The sequence below is a fragment of the Hymenobacter nivis genome (assembly GCF_006439025.1).
GTDB classification, from domain to species: Bacteria; Bacteroidota; Bacteroidia; order Cytophagales; family Hymenobacteraceae; genus Hymenobacter; species Hymenobacter nivis_A.
This window is the reverse complement of record NZ_RCYZ01000007.1, coordinates 128,616-151,828: the sequence shown is the minus strand read 5'-3', so window position 1 is coordinate 151,828 and position 23,213 is coordinate 128,616. Positions and strand designations below refer to the sequence as shown.

General features: G+C 62.7%; 19 protein-coding genes. 1 reads left to right on the top strand and 18 read right to left on the bottom strand.

Translation table 11 applies throughout. The features are described from left to right. Positions 1-84: 84 nt before the first annotated feature. The 11 genes from EAH73_RS16560 to EAH73_RS16510 all read right to left on the bottom strand — a co-directional run bounded on the left by EAH73_RS16560 (position 85) and on the right by EAH73_RS16510 (position 12,767). On the bottom strand, positions 85-783 hold the full coding sequence (locus EAH73_RS16560) for an L-ribulose-5-phosphate 4-epimerase (RefSeq protein WP_140468535.1): 699 nt from the start codon (positions 781-783) through the stop codon (positions 85-87). Continuing rightward, complete coding sequence (locus EAH73_RS16555) at positions 780-2,513, bottom strand: ribulokinase (protein ID WP_140468533.1); 1,734 nt, start codon at positions 2,511-2,513, stop codon at positions 780-782. Before EAH73_RS16555 ends, EAH73_RS16560 begins: the two co-directional genes overlap by 4 nt. Before the next feature lie 112 nt (positions 2,514-2,625). Continuing rightward, complete coding sequence (locus tag EAH73_RS16550; RefSeq protein ID WP_140468531.1) at positions 2,626-3,822, bottom strand: aldose epimerase family protein; 1,197 nt, start codon at positions 3,820-3,822, stop codon at positions 2,626-2,628. Positions 3,823-4,457: 635 nt separating this feature from the next. Beyond that, positions 4,458-5,759, bottom strand: a complete 1,302-nt coding sequence (locus tag EAH73_RS16545) for an esterase-like activity of phytase family protein (RefSeq protein WP_240047299.1) — start codon at positions 5,757-5,759, stop codon at positions 4,458-4,460. 146 nt (positions 5,760-5,905) lie between these two features. Further along, positions 5,906-6,631 (bottom strand): GDSL-type esterase/lipase family protein, encoded by a 726-nt coding sequence (locus tag EAH73_RS16540; protein WP_140468529.1) that lies wholly within the window; start codon positions 6,629-6,631, stop codon positions 5,906-5,908. Positions 6,632-6,693: 62 nt separating this feature from the next. Continuing rightward, positions 6,694-7,803 carry an OmpA family protein gene (locus tag EAH73_RS16535; RefSeq protein ID WP_140468528.1) on the bottom strand — a complete coding sequence of 370 codons (1,110 nt, stop codon included), beginning with the start codon at positions 7,801-7,803 and terminating at the stop codon, positions 6,694-6,696. A 139-nt stretch (positions 7,804-7,942) separates the two neighbouring features. Continuing rightward, positions 7,943-9,439 carry an alpha-L-fucosidase gene (locus tag EAH73_RS16530; protein ID WP_140468526.1) on the bottom strand — a complete coding sequence of 499 codons (1,497 nt, stop codon included), beginning with the start codon at positions 9,437-9,439 and terminating at the stop codon, positions 7,943-7,945. Between the two features lie 116 nt (positions 9,440-9,555). Continuing rightward, entirely contained in the window at positions 9,556-10,431 is an 876-nt protein-coding gene (locus tag EAH73_RS16525; protein ID WP_140468524.1) for an aldo/keto reductase, read from the bottom strand. Positions 10,432-10,505: 74 nt separating this feature from the next. Beyond that, a complete protein-coding gene (locus EAH73_RS16520) occupies positions 10,506-11,369 on the bottom strand; it encodes a polysaccharide deacetylase family protein (RefSeq protein ID WP_140468522.1) in 864 nt (287 codons plus the stop codon). Positions 11,370-11,404: 35 nt separating this feature from the next. Then, on the bottom strand, positions 11,405-12,235 hold the full coding sequence (locus tag EAH73_RS16515; protein ID WP_140468520.1) for a ThuA domain-containing protein: 831 nt from the start codon (positions 12,233-12,235) through the stop codon (positions 11,405-11,407). 112 nt (positions 12,236-12,347) lie between these two features. Further along, positions 12,348-12,767, bottom strand: coding sequence for a pyridoxamine 5'-phosphate oxidase family protein (locus tag EAH73_RS16510; protein ID WP_140468518.1), 420 nt, complete (start codon positions 12,765-12,767; stop codon positions 12,348-12,350). A 169-nt stretch (positions 12,768-12,936) separates the two neighbouring features. On the opposite strand from EAH73_RS16510, the gene EAH73_RS16505 reads away from it, so the two are divergent. Beyond that, the gene (locus EAH73_RS16505) at positions 12,937-13,464 is read left to right on the top strand and encodes a hypothetical protein (protein WP_140468516.1); all 528 of its coding nucleotides are present in this window, start codon (positions 12,937-12,939) and stop codon (positions 13,462-13,464) included. 74 nt (positions 13,465-13,538) lie between these two features. Here the strand turns inward: EAH73_RS16505 and EAH73_RS16500 are convergent, their stop codons facing one another. The 7 genes from EAH73_RS16500 to EAH73_RS16470 form a co-directional block, all read right to left on the bottom strand. Further along, positions 13,539-14,312, bottom strand: coding sequence for a DUF1349 domain-containing protein (locus tag EAH73_RS16500; RefSeq protein ID WP_140468514.1), 774 nt, complete (start codon positions 14,310-14,312; stop codon positions 13,539-13,541). Between the two features lie 371 nt (positions 14,313-14,683). Further along, the gene (locus EAH73_RS16495; RefSeq protein ID WP_140468512.1) at positions 14,684-15,724 is read right to left on the bottom strand and encodes a Fic family protein; all 1,041 of its coding nucleotides are present in this window, start codon (positions 15,722-15,724) and stop codon (positions 14,684-14,686) included. A 340-nt stretch (positions 15,725-16,064) separates the two neighbouring features. Then, positions 16,065-16,934, bottom strand: coding sequence for a hypothetical protein (locus EAH73_RS16490; RefSeq protein WP_140468510.1), 870 nt, complete (start codon positions 16,932-16,934; stop codon positions 16,065-16,067). Positions 16,935-17,035: 101 nt separating this feature from the next. Then, the gene (locus tag EAH73_RS16485; protein ID WP_140468508.1) at positions 17,036-17,827 is read right to left on the bottom strand and encodes a hypothetical protein; all 792 of its coding nucleotides are present in this window, start codon (positions 17,825-17,827) and stop codon (positions 17,036-17,038) included. Positions 17,828-17,909: 82 nt separating this feature from the next. Beyond that, positions 17,910-21,332 (bottom strand): methylmalonyl-CoA mutase family protein, encoded by a 3,423-nt coding sequence (locus EAH73_RS16480; RefSeq protein WP_140468506.1) that lies wholly within the window; start codon positions 21,330-21,332, stop codon positions 17,910-17,912. Positions 21,333-21,470: 138 nt separating this feature from the next. Then, positions 21,471-21,938: a hypothetical protein gene (locus EAH73_RS16475; protein ID WP_140468504.1), complete on the bottom strand. Its 468-nt coding sequence runs from the start codon at positions 21,936-21,938 to the stop codon at positions 21,471-21,473. Between the two features lie 148 nt (positions 21,939-22,086). Further along, positions 22,087-22,971, bottom strand: coding sequence for a carboxypeptidase-like regulatory domain-containing protein (locus EAH73_RS16470; RefSeq protein ID WP_140468502.1), 885 nt, complete (start codon positions 22,969-22,971; stop codon positions 22,087-22,089). Positions 22,972-23,213 lie beyond the last annotated feature (242 nt).

Sequence of the window (23,213 nt, the reverse complement as noted above, 5' to 3'; positions counted from 1 at the left end):
TGTAGCGTGGACTCTGCGAGTCCGCGCGTAGGGTTGGTTAGCGGGCCGTTCAACGCGCGGACTCACAGAGTCCACGCTACTGGTTTACTGCCCGTAGTAGGAATTCACGCCGTGCTTGCGCTCGTAGTGTTTTTTAATCAATGCGTCTTTCAGGCGCGGCACGTCGGCGCGCAGCGTGGTGCTGAGGTAAGCCATGCGGGCTACTTCCTCCAGCACGGCGCTGTTGTACACGGCTTTTTCCACGGTGGGGCCCCAAGTGAAGGGCGCGTGGTTGGCCAGTAGCACCATTTCCACTTCGTCGGGCGCGAGGCCGCGGCGGGTGAACTCGTTCATGATTTGCCAGCCGGTTTCGTGCTCGTAGTCGCCGGCAATCATGTCGTCGGCCATGGGCGGGGCGCAGGGCACGTCGGCCGTGAGGTGGTCGGCGTGGGTGGTGCCCAGCACCGGAATGTCGAGCTGCGCCTGGGCCCAGGCCGTGGCGTAGGTGCTGTGCGTGTGCACGATGCCGCCGATGTGCGCCCAGTGGCTGTACAGCACCGCGTGGGTTTTGGTGTCGGACGATGGCCGCTTGGTGCCTTCCACAATGTTATTGTCGAAGTCCACAATCACGATGTCCTCCGGCCGCAGCGTGGCGTAGGGCACGCCGCTGGGCTTAATGGCAAACACGCGGTTTTCGCGGTCCACCACGCTGGCATTGCCGAAGGTGAAGAGTACCAGCCCGAGGGCCGGTAGTTGCATGTTGGCGTCGTAGCAGGTCTGCTTCAGGGCTTGGTACTGGCTCATGCGGTGGTCACGGCTTGGGTTTCGGTTTCCGCCACGGGCGCGGCGGGGCCGGCCGTGGTGCTTTCCACAAACTGGCCCAGGGCCTGGTACTGGGCGTAGCGGGCGGCGTAGTCGGCCACGCGGGCGGGGTTGGGGGTGTAGGTTTCGGCAAAGCCGCTGCCCAGCGCCTTTTGGGCGCTCAGCACGTCGGGGTAAATGCCGGCGGCCACGGCCGCGTACATGGCCGCGCCTAGCGCCGGCGCCTGCTCCGACACCGCAATTTTGATGGGCCGGTCGAGCACGTCGGCCAGCGTCTGCATCACGAAGGCCGATTTCTTGGCCACGCCGCCGATGCCGATGACTTGCTTGATGGGAATGCCTTCCTGCTCGAAGCGTTCCACAATTTGCTTCGAGCCGTAGCAAATGGCTTCCACCAGGGCCCTAAAAATCTGGGGCGCCGAAGTGCCCATCGTCAGGTTCGTCAGGGCCCCTTTCAGGGCCTGGTTGGCGTCGGGCGTGCGGCGGCCGTTCACCCAGTCCAGGGCCAGCACGTGGCTTTCGGCGGGGTCCACCTCGGCGGCGGCCTGGGTGAGGCGGCGCAGCAGGTTGTCGCTCATTTCCTGGCGCAGGGCCCCCAGCTGGTCGGCGCTGAGCACCTTCGACTCCGTGAGGCCGGCTTGCAGCGGCCACTCCAGCATGTTGCGAAACCAGGCCAGCAGGTCGCCGAAGGCCGATTGGCCGGCTTCCAGGCCCAGCATTCCGGGGATGACCGAACCGTCCACCTGCCCGCAGATGCCCTGCACCAGGTGGTCGCCCACTTCAGCGGTGGGGGCCACCACAATGTCGCAGGTGCTGGTGCCCATCACCTTCACCATGGAATAAGATTCTATCTCGCCGGCCACGGCCCCGGCGTGGGCGTCGAACGAGCCCACGGCCACTACCGTGTTGGTGGTAAGGCCCAAGCGGGCGGCCCATTCTTCGGAAAGGTGGCCGGCTACTTCGTCGGCGGTGTACGTTTCCGTGAATAATCGATTGTGCAGCCCGGCCAGTTTCGGCTCCAGGAAATCGAGGAACTGCTGCGGGGGCAGGCCGCCCCAGCTCGCGTGCCACATGGCCTTGTGGCCGGCGGCGCAGCGGCTGCGCTTGAAGCTGGCCAGCTCGCCGCCGGTCAGCAGCAGCGTCACCCAGTCGCAGTGCTCCATCCAGGAGTGGGCGGCCTGGGCCACGGCGTCATCTTCGCGCACGATGTGCATGATTTTCGCCCAGAACCACTCCGAGGAGTAAATGCCGCCCTCGTACTTGGTGTAGTCCTCGCCGCCCCAGGTGCGGGCCTTGTAGTTAATTTCGGCGGCTTCGGCCAGGGCCGTGTGGTCTTTCCAGAGCACAAACAGCGCGTTGGGGTTCTCGGCAAACTCGGGCAGCAGGCCCAGGGCCACGCCGTCGGCGTTCACGGGGCCCGGCGTCGAGCCGGTGGTGTCCACGGCCAGGCCCACCACTTCGGCAGGGTTGGCCACGTGGGCCAGCACCTGCTTGATGGTGGTTTCCAGGCCCTCGATGTAGTCGAGCGGGTGCTGGCGGAAGCGGTTTTTGGTGGCGTTGCAGTAGGCGCCGCGCTGCCAGCGCGGGTAGTAGTGCACGGCCTGCGCGACTTCGGCGCCGGTGCGGGCGTTCACCAGCAGGGCGCGCACCGAATCGGTGCCGTAGTCGAGGCCGATGACGTAGGCCGGGGCAGCGGAAGGTTGTTCTGGCACGGTCAGAATAGTGCTAAGGGATTAAGGAATAAATGCGCAGCTGGAAGCACGGGCCCAGCGGTGCCGACGCGGTAGAATTGCCGCGTCATCACCGCTGGGCCGCTCTGGGGCCCTATTTCCGCACCCCAAACGTGTAGGTGGTGGCGGTGTGGTAGGTCTCGCCCGGCTTCAGTTCGGTGGTCGGGAACTTGGGCTGGTTGGGCGAGTCGGGGAAGTGCTGGGTTTCGAGGCAGAAGCCGCCGTGCTTGCCGTATACGGTGCCGTTGTGGCCCGTCAGGGTGCCGTCGAGGAAGTTGCCGGTGTAGAACTGCACGCCGGGCTGGTCGGTGGTCACCTCCAGGGTGCGGCCCGAGGCGGGGTCGTACACGGTGGCGGCGCTGTGCTGGCCGGTAGTTTTATTCAGCACCCAGTTGTGGTCGTAGCCACCGGGCACCTTGGCAATTCGCTCGCCGATGGCGTGGGGCGTGGTAAAGTCAAACGGCGTGCCCTTCACCGGCTTCAACTCGCCGGTCGGAATCAGGGTGGCGTCCACCACGGTGTAGCGGTCGGCGGGCAGCGTTACCTCGTGGGCTAGCACGTCCTTGCTCTGGCCCAGGCTCAGGTTGAAGTAGGCGTGGTTGGTGAGGTTGAGCACCGTGGGCTTGTCGGTGGTGGCGGTGTAGTCGATGCGCAGGCCGTTGTCGTCGGTGAGGGTGTACACCACCGTCACGTCGAGGGCCCCGGGGTAGCCTTCTTCGCCGTCCTTGCTCAAGTACTTCAGCGTCAGGCTCTGGCCGTCGGTCGAGCGGGCGGGCGTGGCCGTCCAGAATTTCTTGTCGAAGCCCTGCTTGCCGCCGTGCAGCGAGTTGGGGCCGTTGTTGGCGGCCAGCGTGTACGCCTTGCCATCCAGGCTGAACTTGCCGCCCTTGATGCGGTTGCCGTAGCGCCCAATCAGGGCCCCGAAGTAGGGGCTCGACTTCAAAAAGGCGGGGCTTTGGTAGCCGCTCACCTCGTCGAAGCCCAGCACCACGTCGCCAGTCTTGCCGTTCTTATCCGGCACTTGAATGCCGGTGATGGTGCCCCCGTAGTTGCTGATGGTCACCGTCATGCCCTTGGCGTTGGTGAGGGTGAACAGACGGGCTTCGGTGCCGTCGGTGGTTTTACCAAAAGCGGTGGAGGTGGGCATGGCAGCGGAAGGGGTGCGGGCAGAATCGGTGGCGGTTTCGGGGGTCCCAGCGGTGCTTTGCTGGGCGGTGGGCTGCGAGTTGCAGGCGGCCAGCAGCAGCAAGCTGCCGAGGCCGCCCGCCCCGAGGCGGCGGAAATGGGTCATGAAAACGGGGACGTGAGGGTGAGAAGGCGCGGCGGGTCCGCCGCAGGACCCAAAACAACAGCTTTTTTTCTATAAAACGGTGGGAGCCGGAGGGGGGCTGAGGACCCAGGGGGGGAGGATTTGGTGGCTGGGGGGCAGCACCCGGCATCCCACGGCGGGCATTCCGCGGGTGCGCCCGCCAGCGGCCTCCTGCCGCCGTGCGCTGGGGGCCCCACCGTGGGAGTTGCAACGCCGCAGGAGCGGGCAAAGCCGAGGACCATCGGCTTGTACTGGCTTCATTTATAAGAAGAGCAGTTGAGGAGTGATTAGGAGGGATGAAAGGTAACCATATTCACAATCGATTGTGCATCTGTTTCAAAAAAAATCGCCTGCTTGACCATGCCTCGCTAAGTAGCCAGGCAGGTGCGGCGATGAGGTAATAATGAAACAATAATAAGGGTTTTTCCTGTATCTACCAAATGCCAGCATCCGGCAAGCCGCGCTGAAATAGCGGGCTTGCCGGTCAAATAGCACCGAGGCCGGGCGTTTAGGGCCCTAGCATCCGCAGTTGAATAAATATATCTAAGTATATATTCCCAAAAAAAGACCCTGTTAATACAGTATTGCATTAACGATTGTGTGAAATGATTCGCGGCCTACTTCAGCGGGGTCTTGAGGGGTACAAAGTAGATGCGGTTGACGTCTACCTTGCCGGTGGCGGGCAGGATTTTGGGCGCGAAGCCGTTTTGCCCGTTGTCGATTACCCCGAAGTCGTCGTCGTTGGAAATGGCCAGTTGGCCGTTGGCCAGCAGGGCCAGGCCCTCGGCCTTGTCGTGGGGGTACACGGGCGAAATGTCCGTCAGCAGGTCGAGGACCAGGGTTTTGGTGACGGGCACGACGCCCGCGGCGGCCAGGCCGGCCGGGGTTTTGAGCTGCTCCAGCGTGAGGCCCCCGTAGAGCTTGCCGGCGGCGCCGTCGGCCCCGTCCGATACCTCGGTGGCCCCGGCCAGGTCGAACTTGTACACCCGCTTGAACGCGGCCGGGGCCGTGGGGCTGCCGCCGTACAGGCCGTCGCGCTCCAGGGCCAGAAAGGTGGTGCCGGTGATGGCCGCAATTTCGCTGCACCCGGTCAGGCCCGCATTCTCCATCAGGTACACGTACTGCCGGGTGGCGGCGGTGGCGATGTCGAACGTGACGACGCGCAGCACCGTGGAGCCCGACACGGCCGCCGACGAGGGGTTGTGGAGCGGCGACTGCATGAGGCCGACCAGCGTTTTGCCGTCGGGCGTGAGCGTGAGGCCCTCCATGCCGCGGTTGGGGCGGCGGCGGGCCAGCACCAGGGGCAGGCGGCGGCCGCCGGTGCCGGTGCCGAAGGGGTTGATGCGCTCGATGGTTTTGCCCGCCGCGTCGAAGTGCACGAGGTGGGGCCCGTACTCGTCGCTCACCCAAAACGTGCCGTCGGCGGCCAGCACCAGGCCCTCCGAGTCGAGGCCGTCGGGGCTGGTGGGCAGGGGCTGGCCGCTGGCGTCGAGGGCGGTTTCGCCGGTGCTGCCCTGGCCCGCGGGGTTGGGCAGGCCGGTGAGGAGCTGGCCGGCGGCGTTTTTGAGCAGGATGGTTTGCTCCAGCACCAACTGGTTGTCCTTCAGCCGAAACTTACCGATCTGCGGGGTGAAATCGGCCTTGCCAAAGATGATGGAATTGGCCGCCACGCCCGCCGCGTTGGGGCCCCGGTCGGTGAGCAGGTAAAACACTGCGGGGTCGTTGGGGTCGGGGGCCAGGGCCGAGCCGAAGCCGCCGTTGTAGAGCACGGTGCCGTTGGGGGCGGTGGCCAGCACCCGCGGGGCGGCGGCTTCGGCGTAGGCGGGGTAGGCCGGGGCCCCCGGCGTGGCGGCGTCGTTCTTGGCGCAGCCCGCGAGCAGGGCCCCGCCCATGATAACGCTTCCAACAGCCCGAACCAATGGGTAGTACTTTGCTTGCATTGCGTGAATATTCAACGTGAATTATCCCGCAAAACACGGCCCGGCGTGTGTCCTGGTGGTTGCCCCGCAGGCCCCAGTGTTACGCCCAGGTGAAGGTTTGCCGGCCGGCCAGGGCCCCTGGCGGCTTAGCGCTGCTTGTGCTTGAGGGCCTTGGCTACGGCTTCTTGCAGCAGGGGCTCCATCACGCGGTAGCCGGCCAGGGTGGGGTGCACGCCGTCGCGGGCCAAGCCGTCCTTCATGCCCAGGTGGCCGTCGGCGAGGGCGGCGTAGTAATCGAGATATACGAAGTGGTGCTGGCGGGCGTAGGCCTTGATTTGGGCGTTCAGGGCCACCACTTTGGGCCCCGGGCCCAGGCCGGGCCGCCACGGAAACTCGGCGGCGGGTGTCACCGAGCTGAGCACGACGCGCACGCCCTGCGCGTGGGCCCGCTCGGCCATTGCCGTGATGTTGCCGAGGGTGGCCGCGGGCTGGTAGGGCCCCGCGTTCTGGGCAATGTCGTTGATGCCGGCCAAAATGACCACCACGGCGGGGTGCAGGTCGAGCGCGTCGCGCTGGAAGCGCTCGAGCATGGCGGCCGATACCTGCCCGCCCACGCCGCGGCCCACGTACTCGTAGGGCCGGCCGGCGAAGAACGCCGGGTCGGCCCCGGGCCACGCATCGGTGATGGAGTTGCCCATCAGCACCACGCGCGGCGTGCCGGCCACGGGGGGCGCCAGTTGCTGGTTTTCGGTGGTGTAGCGCGGCAGGGTGGCCTGCGCCGGGGCTGGCTGGGGGGCGGCCGGGGCCTGTTGGGCCCGGAGCGGGAAAGCCAGCAGGCCCAGGGCCAGCGCGGGAAGCAAGCAGTATTTCATAAGCCAACAAGGCCCTTGTGGGGCCCGGCAAAAGTAGCCGAAACTACCCGGCCCCGGGGCCCCTATGGTACTTCTTCTACTTCCACGCGCCGGTTGCGGGCGTCGGGTGAGGGGTAGAGGGGGCGGGCGTCGCCGTAGCCGGCGGTGGCAATGCGGCTGGCGGCTACGCCGGCGCGCACCAGGTAGGCCTGCACGGCGGCGGCCCGCTCCTCCGAGAGTACCTGGTTTTTAGTGGGTTCGCCCACGCGGTCGGTGTGGCCCAGCACCCGCACGCGCCGGTCTGGCTGCGCCAGCAGGCTGGCCGCCAGCTGGTCGAGGGCCGGGCGGGCTGCGGGCAGCAGCTTGGCCTTGCCCACCTGAAACAGCACCCGCGGCAGCACCACCGGCGCGGGCGGCACCACCGGCGCAGGTACGGCCGCGGGGGCTGCGGGGCGCAGCGTATCGGGCAGCGCCGCCGGCGGGGCGGCAGCTACTGGCGGCTCAGGCGGCTCGGCTACTGGCGGCGCGGGCGCAGGTGGCGCGGGGGCCCCCACAATGCCCACGGTGATGGGCACCACGGCGCTTTGCTCGGTAGGGTAATAATTTTGCTTCAGGTAGAAGGTGGTGGGCTTGCGGAGCCGGGTGCGGTAGGTGTTGCCGGTGGCCAGGGGCTGCCGCAGGTCGGCGTCGGCAAACCACTGCACCTCGCGGCCTGACACGCGCACGGTGCTCAGGGCCCCGGCGCGCACCGCGGCGGCCGATTTCAGCCGGATGCGGTAGAACGTGTAGGTGCCCGTGGTGCAGTCGCCCACGGGCTCGTAGGTGGCGTGGCCGGTCAGCTTTTCCTCGGCGGCGTCGTAGGTGAACGCGATGGCCCCGGAGCACCAGTAGCTGAGGAACCGACGCCCGGTTTCGCTGAGCTTGCGCCCATGCGCCAGCCGCATGCCGCCGGCCGTGCGCGTGCCCTGCATCCGGAACGTGACCGAGGCCCCGGGGTTGCCGCCTTCCTCCTGGTAAAGCACGCCAAAGAGGCCGTCGCCCGCGCTTTTCTGCACCCGCAGCTCGGTGGGCCAGCGCGCGCCCCGGCGGTGGGTGTCGGTTTCGACGCCCTGCCAGGGGCCGGCCAGCGACTGGGCGCGCAGGGGCCCCACCAGTAGCCAAGCGCCAAAGCCAAACCAAAAGCTGCGTTTCATGCCCCTAAAATAATGCTACTTTGGCACGATAGCGTTAAAATACTGCTTGCCAACGACAAAGCCCCGCCGGGGCTACAAGTACGTAAGTTCTGCTGAAGGCCAATGGGCGAGGGCCCCTGGCTGAGCCGGGGCCCTCGCTTTACTCCGTGCGCTTGTAGAGGCCGAACTCGCTGAGGGTGAGGCACACGGGCGACTGGGTGAGGTTCAGGCGGACTTTGCTGGCCGTTACGGGCGCGTCAAGCGCGAGGAGGCGCTTGGCCCCGATGCTGGTGCCGCCGCCAATTTTTTTCCAGCCCGTGCCGTCCCACGCCTCCACGTTGAACGCCTCGATGCGCTGGCCCAGCGGGATGTATTCTTGCAGGCTGATGACGTCAAACGTTTGGGGCCCCGGCAGTTCCAGCGTCAGGCTGGCCTTCGTCACGGCGTCGGCTGTGGCCCAGTAGGTTTGGCCGTTGCCGTCCAGCACGGTGCTGGCGGCGTAGCCGGGGCCCCGGGTGTTGCTGGCCGTGAGGCGCGCCTTGCGGGCCAGGTTGCGGGCAAAGGTGTGCTGCACCATGTTGCCGAAGGCTTGGAGCGCGGCCACGTCGTCGGGGTGCAGCTGGCCGCGGGTATCGGGGGCTAGGCCGAGGTCGAGGGCGGCGCCGCGGCCCACGCTTTTCAGGTAGAGGTCGAAGAGGGCAGCGGGCGTTTTGGGCTGCTCGGCGGGGTGGTAAAACCAGCCTTTGCGCAGCGGCACGTCGCACTCGGCGGGCATCCAAAACTTGCCGTTGCGGGTGCCCACGGGGTTTTCCGGGTAGTTGGACTGGCCGGGCACGGCCACGTTTTTGCCCGCGGCGGGCATGGGGGTAAAGGTGGCCCAGCTGGTTTCGGCGGCGTGGCCTTCCTCGTTGCCCACCCAGCGCACATCCCAGCCCACGTCGCTGAAAATGTTGGCCGTCGGCTGCATCTTCCGGGTAATGTCGCCCCAGGTGTGGTCCCAGTCGTAGTACGTGGCGTTGTCGATGCTGCGTTTTTCGCGGGCCCCGCCGTAGTAGCCGTCGCCGCCGTTGGCCCCGTCGTGCCAGCTCATAAACAGGGGCCCGTACTGGCCATACAGCTCCTTGAGCTGGGCCTGGTACATAGCTAGGTATTCGCCCGTGCCGTACTTGGCGCTGTTGCGGTCCCAGGGCGAGCAATACACGCCAAACTGCAAGCCGTTGCGGCGGGCAGCCTGCTCAATCTCGCGCACCAAATCTCCTTTCCCACCGCGGAAAGGGCTTTTGCTGATGTTATATTCCGTGGTTTTGGTGGGCCACAGCGCAAAGCCGTCGTGGTGCTTGGCCACCAGCACAATGCCCCGCAGCCCCCCGGCCTTGGCGGCCTTGATGATCTGGTCGGCGTTAAAATCCGTTGGGTTGAAGGTGGTGGGATTAGCGTCGCCGAAGCCCCATTCCTTGTTCTCAAACGTGGTGGGCGTGAGGTGCATGATGCCGTACACTTCCACCCCGTGCCAGGCCAGCTGCCGGGCCGAGGGCACCGCGCCGTAGGGCTGGGGGGCCCCCGGGGCGGGGGCGTGGGGGCGGGGCTTCGGGGCCCCGCCGGCCAGCAGGGCCGCGCATCCCAGGGCCAAGGCGGCGCGCAAATAGCTTCTCGGCATACGGTTGCAGTAAGAGGTTACGGCCCGCAAGTAACGCAAAGCCGCCGCTAGCGTCCCGCTTTGGGGCCCCCAGGATGCAGAAAAAGCACGGCTAGGGGCCCCGGAGCCCCACCCAATTACCCCAGGTAGGCCATGTCCTCGGCGCTGAGTTGGATGGCGGCGGCCGCCAGGTTTTCGCGCAGGTGCACCAGCGACGACGTGCCCGGGATGGGCAGCAACAGGGGCGACTTGTGCAGCAGCCAGGCAATGTTGAGCTGGGCTTCCGACACGCCGCGCTCCTTGGCCAACGTGGCCAGCTTGTCGCCGGCATTGGGCAGGCCGTGCACCAGCGAGAAGAACGGCACCAGCGGAATGCCGTGCTGCTCGCACAGGGCCAGCACCTCCTCGCCGCCGCGGGTTTCGCCGTGGGCGTCGCGCAGGGTGGTGCGCTGGGCATAGCCGTACATGTTCTCCACGGTGGCAATTTCGCCCATTTTGAGGCCGGTTTCCAGCTCCTCGCGGCTCACGTTGCTCAGGCCCACGTGCTGGATTTTGCCTTCCTTTTGCAGCTCAAACATAGCGCCGAGCTGCTCGTCCAGCGGCACCGCGCCGGGGCCCATCAGGCGCAGGTGCACCAGCTGCACTTGCTCTTGCTTGAGGGTGCGCAGGTTGTTCTCGATGCTCGTGCGCAGGTTCTCGGGCGTGTTGAAGGGCACCCAGCTTTTGTCAGGCCGGCGGGTAGCGCCCACCTTCGTGCAAATCACCAGGTCCTGTGGGTAGGGGTGCAAGGCCTCCACAATCAAGCGGTTGGTGATGTCCTCGCCGTAGTAGTCGGCGGTGTCGATGAAGTTGACGCCGTGGGCCACGGCGGTTTTCAAAATTTCCAGTGCCTGAGGCCGGTCGGCCGGTTCGCCCCACACGCCGGGGCCCGTCAGGCGCATGGTGCCGTAGCCCAGGCGGTTTACGGTGAGGGGATTAGTTGAATTGGCAGCAATGGTGAGTGTAGCAGACATGGTGGGGAGCTAAAATGAAAAAGTAGCGTTACCCCAACAGACGCTTTCGGCCTAGGTTTGCTTTAGGGCCCCGCTTATTTGCGCGCCGGGCCGCTTTTCTGGTACGCCTGAATGATTTCGGCCTCCTCCACCAGCGGGGCTACGTCGATTTCCCGCTCGTGGGCCTTGAGGTAGCGCAACAGTTGGCGGTGCGCGGCCAGGTCCACGTTCAGCGGGTGGCCGCCGCCTACCCCGTGGAAGAGGAACACCAGCAGCGTGCGCGACTTTTGGGCCTGCTTCACCAAATCAACCAGGTACTTGCCGTCCTGGCCGTTGATGCCGTAGCACTCCACGTTGGCCAGGTCCACCTGCCCGGGCGTTTGCAGGCCGGGGGCCACGCCGCGGGCGGCCACAAAATCGCCCTTCAGTTGGTCGTAGAAGTTCACGCCGCCAATCTGCCGGTCGCCGCACGGGAAGGCAAAGGTGCGAGCCGTTTTGCCGTCGATGGCCTGGAGCAGCGTGTTGGTGGCTCGGATTTCGGCCACGGCGCGGCCCACGGTGTACTTGCTCAGGTCGTTGTCGGGCGTCACGAAGCCGCGGCCCGGCAGGCTGCCGTCGCAGGGGTGCACCAGGGCGTGGTTGCCCAGCTCGTGCCCGCGCTGGGCCGCCCGCCGCCACTCGGGCAGCCGCTTGGCCACCACCGGCGCCGCCCCGATGAGGTAAAACGTGCCCCGCAGCTTCAGCGAATCGAGGGCCGGAATGGCGTTGTCGAGGTCGGCGTCGATGGCGTCGTCGTAGGTCAGCACCACGGCGCAGGGCTTGCCGTGCCAGGCGTTGGCGGGGGCCCCCGGGGCGGTTTGGGCGGTGGCCGCGTGGCCGGCCAGTAGCAGGGCCGCGGCCAGCCCGTAGCGGGTGCGCGCCTTGCGCAGGCAATGGGCGGGCAAGGAAAAAAAGGACATTCGGTGGGTAAACAACTTACTAGTGAGGAGCTGGGCTACGGCCGGCGGCCCTTGCCCAGCCACAGGAGGCTGCGCAAGATAAACTGGCTTTGCACGGGGCTGCCGAACGTGGACGACAGCGCGCGGTTGGTGCCGTGCTCGTAGTCCATGTCGTTGTGGCCCATGTTCAGGTACACCATGCGGTAGCGCCGGTTGGCCCAGGCCACGGGGTAGTAGCCTTCGTGCCAGATTTCGTGCGGCTTGGGCCCCGTGCCGAGCGGGAAGCTGCGCGGGTCGATGGCCAGCAAGACGTCGATGTCGGGGTTCTGGCGCAGGTCGCGCGTCCACTTGTACCACTCGTTGGGCGCTGAAACGAAGGTGGCGGGCAGGCCGCGCGTGGCGGGGTGGCGGCGGTCCTGCACGCGCAGGGTGGCGGCGGTGGGCCGCCAGGTGTTGCCCGCGTACTCGCCCGTGCCCAAAAACTGGTTGTGGTACCAGTCCCAGTTCTGCGGGTAGTCCGAGGGCGTGAGGGCAAACGCGGCGAAGTGAAAGCCCATCCAGGCGCCGCCGTGCGCCATGTACTGCTCGAAGGCGGCGCGCTGGGCCGGCTGCTCGGGCCGCGTATCCAAAAACAGCACCACCTGGTAGCGGGCTAGAAAGGCGGCGTTCAGGTTTTGCCAGTTCGAGGTGGTGTCGTAGGCAAAGCCGTGCTGCGCCGCCTGCTGCGGAAACCACTGGTTGGCCTCGCGCACAAAATCGACGTGCGCCAAATCGTGGCGGCCCGTAAAAAATGCAATGACCCGGAAAGCCGGCCCGGGGCCCCGGGCCCCGGCTGGCCCCGCCCAGGCCCCCAGCCCAACCAAGAGTAGTAAGCGCAGCAGTTTCATGAGGCGATCGGGGGAAGTGAGGGGCGAAAAGTACAGCCAGCGCCTCCTTAAGAACGAAACCGCCCCAGCGCGGCGGCCGGGGCGGTTTCGGGTAGTGTTGCGCAAGCAGCGGCTACTGCACGGTCAGTTCGCCTTCGTCCTCGCCCTGCCAGTACTTGATGCGCTTGGCTTCCACGCGCACCAGCACCACGCCCGGCGTATCGAGGCCATCTTTAAACCACTTCTCCAAATCGGGCACCCAATGCTGCTGCATGGTGGCCCGCTGCCGGATGAGGTGCGCGTTGCCCACGATGGAAATATACAGGCCCTTCGGCCCGCTCAGGCCCAGGTTAACGTGCTGGTTTTCGGTAATATCCTTTACGGTGCGTGATTCTTCAAAGGTGAAGTAATACGAGTTGCCGTCGTACTCCACGTCGCCGTTGTTGCTCATGGGCCGGCTGCTGAGCTGGCCCCGGCTAGTGTGCGTGGTGAGCAAAGCAATATCGAGCTTGGCCATTTTAGTGGCAATTTCCTTCAGGGTTTTATCGGCCATGACGCAGGGAGTGGGGAGGGGATGAGCCTTAGCCTACGCGGCGCGGGGCCCCGCAGTTGTGCCGCCCCGCGCTGCCGCCCCCAAACCGCCCAGCGGCAAAAAAGCGGGCCGCCGCCCCACCCCAGCCGGGTTAATTTCGTTAGGGAGGGGCATTCCCAACGCTTTCCTCATGCCCACTTTCCCTGATTCTTCCGCCGGCCGGCCGGCGGCTACCTACTGGCCGGTGCTCGGCTTTGCTGCCCTGGCCGGCATGCGCAGCGCCGTGGCCCCCACGCTGCTCAGCCACTACCTGGTGCGCCACCCGGCCCCGGCGCTGGCCGGTTCGCCGCTGCGGCTGTTGCAGCAGCCGGCCGTGGCCGTCGCCCTGGAGCTGGCCGCCACCCGCGAGTTCATGCACGATAAAAACCCCGGCGCGGCCCCCCGCACCGCTCCCCGCGGCCTGGGCCTGCGCACCTTGGGCAGCGCGCTGGCCGGCGCCACTTGGTGCCAGGCCACTGGCCAAAGCCCCTGGCGCGGGGCCCTGCTGGGCGGCCTGGGCGCGGCCGCGGCCACGTTTGGCTGGTACCGGCTGCGCAAGGCCATCACCGAAAAAACTGCCTTGCCGCCCACCACGGTGGGCCTGGGCGAAGACGTGCTGCTGTGGGCCGCCGGCGCGGTGCTGCTGCGCTACCTGCCGCCGCCCGCCCCCGCTAGGTAAGCGTGGTTCGGCCGGCTTGGCACCTGCCCGCTGCTGCCGGTATTTGCTGCCGCCGCACCGGGCCCCACCGCCGGCTAATTGCCCAGCCGGAAATCCGCTACGCTGTTCTGCGTCAGGCTAATATTCTCAAACCGGCTGGTGGTACCCGTGTCGATGGGGCACTGCGCGCTCACCCCGGCCCACAGCTTGGCGGGGTAGTCGTTTTTGTAGAGGCGCACCAGCTGCCAGGTTTTGTTGTCGAGCGAGTAGTAGCTGCCGATGGTGCGGGTGTCCGAAGAGATTTTCATGTACGCCGTGGGGGCCGTCACCACGTCGTGGTTGTTGTCGTCGGACGTGCCGATGGTGCGCACCGACACGATGCGGTGGCGCCCGCGCTCGTCCTGCTCGAAGCAGTGCTTTTGCCAACGCCGGTCGTTTACGTACACGTACAGCACGCCGGCATTGTAGAGCCCCTTCGCCGTGAAGCCGGGCGTTACCTTCGCTACCAGCGTAAAGGGCTTGGTGTTATCCACTTGCGCCAGCAGCATGGGGGCCGTGTTGTTGGAGAGCTTGTTATCGTTGGGGTCGCAGAAAAAGTCCTTCTTCGCGCCCACCCGAAATGCCATCCGGCCCTGGGCATCGGTCTTGGTCAGGGTATCGGCCCCGTTCACGGCCTTGGTGAAGTGGATGCCCGCCAGCTGAATATCGCAGGGCTTGCCGCTCACGCGGGCTGTGTCCTGAGCGGCCGTGCTGCCGGCCGAAGCCAGGGTAGGGGCCGCGGCCGTGGCGGCCGTGTCCAACGTTTTGGGCTCGGTGCAGCCTGCCAGCAGGAGTAGCAGGGTCGGCAACAAGGGGGCAGCGTGTTTCATGCGTATCAAAGGGAAAAAGGATGAGCGGTGCGGCGGTAGATAAGCGTAAGAATAGGCAATAATCCGCCTCCGTCGCTGCCACCTACCTCAAGCAGCTGCGCATCGCGCTCGGCCCACCCGCATGGGTGGAGCCCTCGTGACCCGTGCCGCCCTGCCCCCTCTAGGCTCGGAGGGTAGGGCGGCACGGGAGAAAAGATAACGTTATGAGTCTAGCGCGGGATAACTCGCGCTGGTTTAACAGAGCCCGAAAACGGCTGGAAGGCTGCTGTGACAGGCTGCGCATCACGTTTCCATCTCTCCACCGCCGCGGTCGAAGCTTGAGGCAGCTTGGAGTAGCTTTTGTGCGGGCTGCGTGGGTGCACGATGCCAATCTAGGGTAGCGTATAGTTGAGGCCGGGACCGCTTCCGTGCCGCGCAATTAGTCCCCGCTCTACTAAAATGGCGAGTATTTTTTTAACTGTCGGGGCAGGAATGGCCAGGCGTTTGGCAACAACTCCCGACCGGCAGCCGGGGTTATTTTCAATAAATAGTAGAATGGCCTTTTCGCGGGGCTGCAGCTGGCTTTCCGCGCCAGTAGCCATCAGCTTTTGCAAGAGCATCTGCTGCACGTTGCCCAAAGCACTGAAAAAGAAGGTGAGCCACGACGAGATATTTTCACCCGGCCGCTGCGACTGACACCGCTGCAACTCGCGGTAATACTCGGTTTTGCGGCTCTCTATCTCGTGCTCCAGGCTCACGTACTGAATCCAGACGTAGCCTTGTTTCAGCAGGAGCAGGGTGGCCAGCAGGCGACTAAGCCGCCCGTTGCCGTCCTGAAACGGGTGGATGCTCAGAAACTCGTAGCAGAACAGGGCGCACTTCACCAGCGGGTGCGTGGCCGTATCCTGCGCATACCAGGCCAGCAGCGCCCGCATGGCATCCTCGGTGGCGATGCCCGGCGCGGTGGTCGCAAAAACCAGCCGCTTCGTGCCGTCGGGCAGGCTGGCCTCTACGGAGTTGGGGTGCTGCTTGTAGTTGCCCCGGTGCCACTCGTCCTTGCGGCTGAAACGCAGCAATTGGCTGTGCAGGCCTTTTAGGCTGTTTTCGGTGAGGTCGATGTCGGCGTAGGCGTCCGCAATCAAGTCCAGTACCTGGAAATAGCCCACCACCTCCTGCGAATCCCGGTCTTCCAGCTTCGTAATGTCGGTGTTGCGCAGCAGCACGTCCACCTCCGCGTCGCTCATGCGTGAGCCCTCAATGCGCGTCGAAGCGCCCACGCTGCGCACCGTGGCAATCGCCTTGAGTTGCTTCAGGCTCTGGCCCTCGCGCCGCTCAATGGCCGACCACGACGCATCAAACCTATCGAGCTTGCTCACCGCCGCCAGCAACCCCCAATCCAGCGTGACCGCCACCGTGTGTACCTGCGTTTCCATGCCGCAAAAGTACGCGCTGCCCGCCGCCCCAGATACGATACGATACGATAGGAGCTAGTAGCGATACGATAGCGCCCACCGTCCCCGCGCCTCCCACCGCCGCTGCCGAAACCTAGTGTGCCTCAGCGCCGCCCCCGACTGCCCCCTGCGCCCGTCCCAGTGCCCCTGGCGCCTCTTGGAGCCGCTGGGGAAGCTGGGAGTGTCTTGGAGTTGCATTCGGCTGGCGCGGAGGAGCGGTGCCTCGTTACGCACAACACCCTGCCCTTCCTAGGTGGGGGAGGCAGGGTGTTGTGCGTCTTTCTATTTAATAGATAGCGGTAGGTTTGATTAAATCAAACTACTAGTTATTTAACATTTTTCCATAAAATTTGTAAATAAAATTGTGTCTGTCTTTCTTTTTAATTGCTGATAGGCGATAGTCATCCTGTAGAAGCTCCCATAATTTGGTGTGGTTGCTGGGTAACAAGTTTTTAGATTTTAATTCTCTCAGTACTTCTTCCGTCTCAAGTATTTTGATGTCATAATTAGAAGCTTTTGAATCAATCATTGCCGCAATATCATCACCGTATTTCATGGCAGTGCGAAGTTCATCCCAAGTCAAGCCTATGTTATCGTATACTTTAGGTCTTAATGCAAGGGGTTGCCCGCTTATAGCTTTTAAGAAATTAGGAGTGGCTATGCCTCCATTATGTGCAGCAGCACATCTCACTTTGTAAATTTTAACCCACTCCTTAGCTTGTTGCCCGAAATCGATACCATAGTATTCAGATGCATATTTAATCATGTCTGGAACGGTAGATGTTCGCAGAATGGGAGCTGCTAGCGCTTCGCCGACAGACGTTAATTTTATTGGGTTCGCTATATCATTTATATTACTTGTGTAACCATTTGATGCTGTATGGTAAAGAGTGATTTGTTTTAAGTAAGTTTCTAGGAAAGAAGTGTATAGGACAAGCAGATGCAGACGGTTTCTATCCATATAGGTTGGAAGCCACAGTAAAGTGTCTTTTACTTTCTGCGAGTGCATTGTGTAATTAAATGAACACGGAATGACTTGAGCCGAAATGTCATCGGGATTCTTGCCATTAAGTTGACTCATTAAACTATCAGCACTCATCTGTTGAGTCCAATAGACTCTAGATAGTTCTTGGGTTTTATCTCGAAAGTCCCGAAAAGCAAGAGTGCTTTCCCATACAGTATTTATTCCCATGCCTGTGAGTTGTTAATTAAATGGATTGTGATTTAAAAAAATGTTGCTAATTCAACAATGCAGCTCTTGCATATTCTGTCCACATCCAAAGTAATGCAGGTTTAAAGAAGCTTGATGAGGGTTTTAGAATTAATAGGAGCAGATACAATGCTTACTTCAATCAAGCCAGCTTTAACTATACGGTTTGTACACTGCATGCCCTCATATTTTTGGCCAGCTATATGATTGCATGATATATAATCACCTTTACAAATGCTGCACATAGATTCGATTGCAACACCTGTAACACTTCCACCTTTTAATTCTCCACTTGCTATTCTTTTGTAAGTATCTACATCGGTAATGCGACCTTCATCAATGAGTAAGCCCGTATCATCAATTTTTAAAGTGCACCATCCAACTATTTGAGGCTGGTGTTCCAATAAGATTGGAAATGGTAATTCGGGATAGGGGCTTTGTGTCCTAAGGCAGTCAGCAAGGGCACTAGAAAGCGAGTGAGAATCTGCTTTTAATTCCTTAACGGCACTATCTGCAACGGGGTGGTTTAAATAATTTACAGTTTGGTTAGTAGTAGTATTATTTATGATAATAGTATTTGGCTCTGCTTTCTTAAGCTGATTCTTATCTAATAGCTTTTGTATCCAATTAGCAATAAGTGTTGTCGCTATTGTTATCGGAATACCAATTAACAATAAATTTGCGGGGTCAGCGAGAAAACTTGTTTCTCCTTTTTTAAATATATACTGATACTTAATATCCTTGGGTAATAAAGTGACATCGTGTCCAGCAGTCCTTAAAGTTTTGACTAATATCAAAACTTCTTTGTCTAAGAATTTCTGCCCAGGGAATAGTGAGTCATAAGGGGTGAATGACTCAATTGAAATTTGTTGCATATGTTGGTTTAGCCGGTAAAAAGAAAGAGGTAGTGCTCGGGAAAAATAGCACTACCTCTTTAATTGAAAATAATCGTTCTTCCTACATATTCCGCCGGTACTGCCCGCCGACCTCAAACAGCGCGTTCGTAATCTGGCCCAGCGAGCAGTATTTCACCGTTTCCATCAGCTCGGCGAAGAGGTTGCCGTTGGCCACGGCGATTTGCTGGAGCTGCTTGAGGCGCGCCGGGGCCTGGTCGGCGTTGCGCTGGTGCAGCAGGGTGAGCATGTCGATTTGGTACTGCTTTTCCTCCTCCGTGGCGCGGATGACTTCGGCCGGCACCACCGTGGGCGAGCCCGTGGACGAGAGGAAGGTGTTCACCCCGATGATGGGGTACTCACCGGTGTGCTTCAGCATCTCGTAGTGCATGCTTTCCTCCTGGATTTTGCCGCGCTGGTACATGGTTTCCATGGCCCCGAGCACGCCGCCGCGCTCCGTGATGCGGTCAAATTCGAGCAGCACCGCCTCTTCCACCAAGTCGGTCAGCTCCTCGATGATGAAGGAGCCTTGTAGCGGGTTTTCGTTCTTGGCCAGGCCCAGCTCGCGGTTGATGATGAGCTGAATGGCCATGGCCCGGCGCACCGATTCCTCGGTAGGCGTGGTGATGGCCTCGTCGTAGGCGTTGGTATGCAAGGAGTTGCAGTTGTCGTAGATGGCGTACAGGGCCTGCAACGTGGTGCGGATGTCGTTGAAGTCGATTTCCTGGGCGTGCAGGCTGCGGCCCGAGGTCTGGATGTGGTACTTCAGCATCTGGCTGCGGGCGTCGGCGCCGTACTTCAGCTTCATGGCTTTGGCCCAAATGCGGCGCGCTACTCGCCCAATGACAGCGTATTCGGGGTCGATGCCGTTGGAGAAGAAGAAGCTCAGGTTGGGCGCGAAGTCGTTGACGCTCATGCCGCGGCTCACGTAGTATTCCACAAACGTGAAGCCGTTGCTGAGCGTGAGGGCCAGCTGGGTAATCGGATTGGCCCCCGCCTCGGCAATGTGGTAGCCCGAGATGCTGACGGAGTAGAAGTTACGCACCTTCTCGGTGATGAAATACTCCTGCACGTCGCCCATCAGGCGTAGGGCAAATTCGGTGCTGAAAATGCAGGTGTTCTGGGCCTGGTCTTCCTTGAGAATGTCGGCTTGCACGGTGCCGCGCACCTGCGTCAGGGTCTTGGCCTTGATGGTGGCGTACACGTCGGGGGGTAGGACCTGGTCGCCGGTTACGCCGAGCAGGCGCAAGCCCAGGCCGTCGTTGCCGGCCGGCAGCTCGCCCTGGTAGCGGGGGCGGGGCTGACCCAGCGCCGCGTAAATACCGTCAATTTTGGCCTCTACTTCCTCCGTCAGGCCGTTTTCGGCGATGTACTTCTCGCAGTTCTGGTCGATGGCCGCGTTCATGAAAAACGCCGCCAGCGTAGCCGCCGGGCCGTTGATGGTCATCGAAACCGAGGTGGTCGGGGCGCTCAAATCGAAGCCCGAATACAGTTTCTTGGCATCGTCAAGGCAGGCAATGCTCACGCCCGCGTTGCCGATTTTGCCATATATGTCGGGCCGGTGGTCGGGGTCCTCGCCGTAGAGTGTCACCGAGTCGAAGGCCGTGCTCAGGCGCTTGGCGGGCAGGCCCATGCTCACGTAGTGGAAGCGCCGGTTGGTGCGCTCGGGGCCCCCTTCGCCGGCAAACATGCGGGTCGGGTCTTCGCCCTCGCGCTTGAACGGGAACACGCCCGCCGTGTAGGGAAACTCGCCGGGGAAATTCTCCTGCATGGCCCAGCGCAGGCGGTCGCCCCAGCCGGTGTAGCGCGGCACCGATACCTTCGGTATCATATTGCCCGACAGTGACTTGGTGTGCGTCTTTACCCGAATCTCCTTGCCCCGCACCGAATACACGTACTCGGGGTTGCGGTAGTTTTGCAGGGTAGATTCCCAATTTTCCAGGATGGCCTGGCTGTCGGCATCGAGCCGGCGCAGCTGGGTTTGCTTGTTCTTGTTGAACTCCTCGATGGTGCCGGCCGGGCTGTTTTTATCGGCCCCGTAGTGCTCTTCGAGCTTAGCAAATGCGCCGGCCACCTCCGCAATGTGGGCCTGCTCGCGCACGCGCTGGTCGTAGGCGCGGTTGCTTTCGGCGATTTCGGAGAGGTAGCGCGTGCGGTTCGGCGGGATGATGTAAATCTTCTCCGAGTCCGAGGTGCTGGTTTCCAGGTGCGAGTTGAAGGTGGCGCCGGTCTTGGTTTCCAGCATCTGGAGCACTGCCCGGTACAGCCGGTTCATGCCGGGGTCGTTGAACTGCGAGGCGATGGTGCCAAAAACGGGCATCGTGTCGGTGGGCGAGTCCCAGCGGTTGTGGTTGCGCTGGTACTGCTTGCGCACGTCGCGCAGCGCATCGAGGGCCCCGCGCTTGTCAAACTTGTTGAGGGCAATGACGTCGGCAAAATCGAGCATGTCGATTTTTTCCAGCTGCGTGGCTGCGCCGTACTCGGGCGTCATCACGTAGAGGCTGGCGTCGGAGTGCTCGATAATCTCGGTATCGCTCTGGCCGATACCACTGGTTTCCAGAATGATAAGGTCGTAGTTGGCGGCCTTCACCACATCCACCGCATCCTGCACGTACTTGCTCAGGGCCAGGTTGCTCTGGCGCGTGGCCAGGCTGCGCATGTACACCCGCGGCGAGTTGATGGCGTTCATCCGAATCCGGTCGCCGAGCAGCGCGCCGCCGGTTTTGCGCTTGCTGGGGTCCACGGAAATGATGGCGATGGTCTTGTCGGGGAAGTCCATCAGAAAGCGCCGCACCAGCTCATCCACGAGGCTCGATTTGCCCGCGCCGCCCGTGCCCGTGATGCCCAGGATGGGGGCTTTTTTGGCTGTTAGCTGAGAGCTGTCAGCCGTTGGCTTCTCGCCAGCACCTGCGCTATCGGCTAGTGAGGCGCGCACTTTTTCAAATTCCTCGGGGAAGTTTTCGGCCGCCGAAATCAGGCGGCCGATGCTGCGGGCATCTTTTTCCTGCACGTGGCTGGCCTCGCCGTTTAGGTTTTGGCCGGTGGGGAAGTCGGCCTGTTCCAGCAGGTTGTTAATCATGCCCTGCAGGCCCATGGCGCGGCCATCGTCGGGCGAGTAGATGCGGGTGATGCCGTAGTCCATGAGGTCGGCAATCTCGGTGGGCAGAATCACGCCGCCGCCGCCGCCGAAGAGCTTGATGTGGCCCGCGCCGCGCTCCTTCAACAGGTCGTGCATGTACTTGAAGTACTCGTTGTGCCCGCCCTGGTAGCTGGTGATGGCAATGGCCTGGGCATCTTCCTGAATGGCGCAGTCCACGATTTCCTGCACCGAGCGGTTGTGGCCCAGGTGAATCACCTCGGCGCCGCTGCTCTGGATGATGCGGCGCATGATGTTGATGGCGGCGTCGTGCCCGTCAAATAGCGCGGCGGCCGTGACGATGCGAACGTGGTTTTTGGGCTTGTAGGGCGCGGTGGGAGCGGGATGCATGGGAGAGGATGTGAGGCGAGGATAAGGCGCAACTCCGGGCTGGTAGGGGCCCTGAAAACGGCGCGTCTTTTAGGCAACAAAGGTACGGCGGGGCCGGCCGGGGCGTTGGGCCCAGGCAAATACGCCAGTGCAAGCGGCTCACGTAGCGACGCTGCGATAGGCTTCAAGCCGTAACGAATTATTGGTCAGAACGAGCGGAATTTGGCCAACGGTGGCAAGCGCCGACTGGATAGCGTCAAGGTCTTGCTCTCCCGGTTGCTCCGTGAGGTAGCGCGGGAATTCCAGCCACTCAATTTCCCGGTACGCATGCCAGCCGCGCGGCTTACCGCTAATCATGGCCTCCATTGCCTGGTCGTAGTAATCGAACCGGTACTCCGTATCCGCATCTATGCGGAGCAAACGGCCGGTAGGCTCCTCCTCCCATATCAGCTTGACTTGACACTCTTTAATAAGGCTGTGGTGTGCTACCAAGGTGTGAAGCAGTTTCACCCATTTCGCGTTGCTCAAAAAGCCAACCAGTGCACGTTCACTTACCACCCGGTCGAGAAAATCATCTCCCCGAAAGGTTTCTAAGCTATGCTTGCGGTTGAAGTGCGTGTACGGCATTGGTGCAATGCAAAAGGGGCCTGCAGCAGCTTGCGCAAATACGCCCGCTGCCCCGCCAATAGGGCCCCACGCCCGGCCGGTTTGCCTGCGTCGCGGGTGGGGCCGTTGGGCGCGGCGAGGGTACGCCGGTAGCCCGGGGCCCTACATTTCAGTCGGGGCTGGCGGTGGTGATATATAAGCTCAGACTCATCGGCTGCACCTGCCAGGCGTCTTCTGACTTGTGCCGGAACACCAGGCGGTGAGTAGCTGAGAAGGCGGCCGGAACCAGAACGCTGGGCCAGCCGCGCCAGGTAGTAGGCTTGCCCGGCGTGGGCTGGCCGGCCAGCCATTCCAGCGTTACGGCCACCCGCGTTTCGGCACCCACGTTCACGTTGTAGGGGCGCAAATCGATGTGCTGCCAGCCCCGCGCCGAGTCGGGTACGGCGAACTGCACATCCTGCGTGAGCAGGCTGGCGGCCGGGTGATTATCGGCATCCACAGTCCGCACATTGAGCCGAAACCGCACGCCCTGAAACCGCGACTGGCTGATGAACACATGCGCGTCTTCGATAAAGCTGTGGGGGTGCACGCGCAGAATAGCCCCGCCTTCGCGGCCCAGCCTGGCCGAGGGGAGGGTATCGGCTCGCGTGTGAAAATTGCAGACAACGCCGCCGCCAGTGGCCTCGCGGCCCACGCGGCGGCGCTTCCAGGTGGCGGCTTTCACCACCACTTCGCTCAGCGCCTGCGCCTGCGGGGCCAGCAGCACCTCGGGCAGCTGGCGCAGCGCGGCCAGGGGTAGGCGGCGCGACTGGTAGCCCACGCACGACACCACTAGCGTATCGGCAGGCGCCGCGCCCATTTGGGCCGGCTGGAAGCTGCCCTGCGCATCGGCCACGGTGCCCAGGGGCCGGCCGGGCACCCCCACCGAAGCGTAGGGCACGGGCTGGTGGGTGCGGGCATCCACCACGCGCACGCCGGGGCCCGACTGGGCGGCTCCGCTGAGGGCGACGCCGCAAAAAAGACCAATTAGACAGAATTGGGCCAGAAAACGCATAAAGATTCGAAAGCGAACCCCACCATTGGGGCTGGTTGGTAGAGCGCTTTGGCACGGTGAGCGTTGCAAGGCAATGGCCACCTGCGCTTTCGCAAATCCAGCCGCAGCCCCGGTAGCTTGGGACGAACGGGGTAATTTGAAATTGTAGAATAGCGCGTTAGGGCCCCAGGCCAGTAGTGTGGCCCCAGAATAAAATTCGCGCGTAATGTTCCGCTTTTTTACTTATAGGAGAAAGCCAGGGG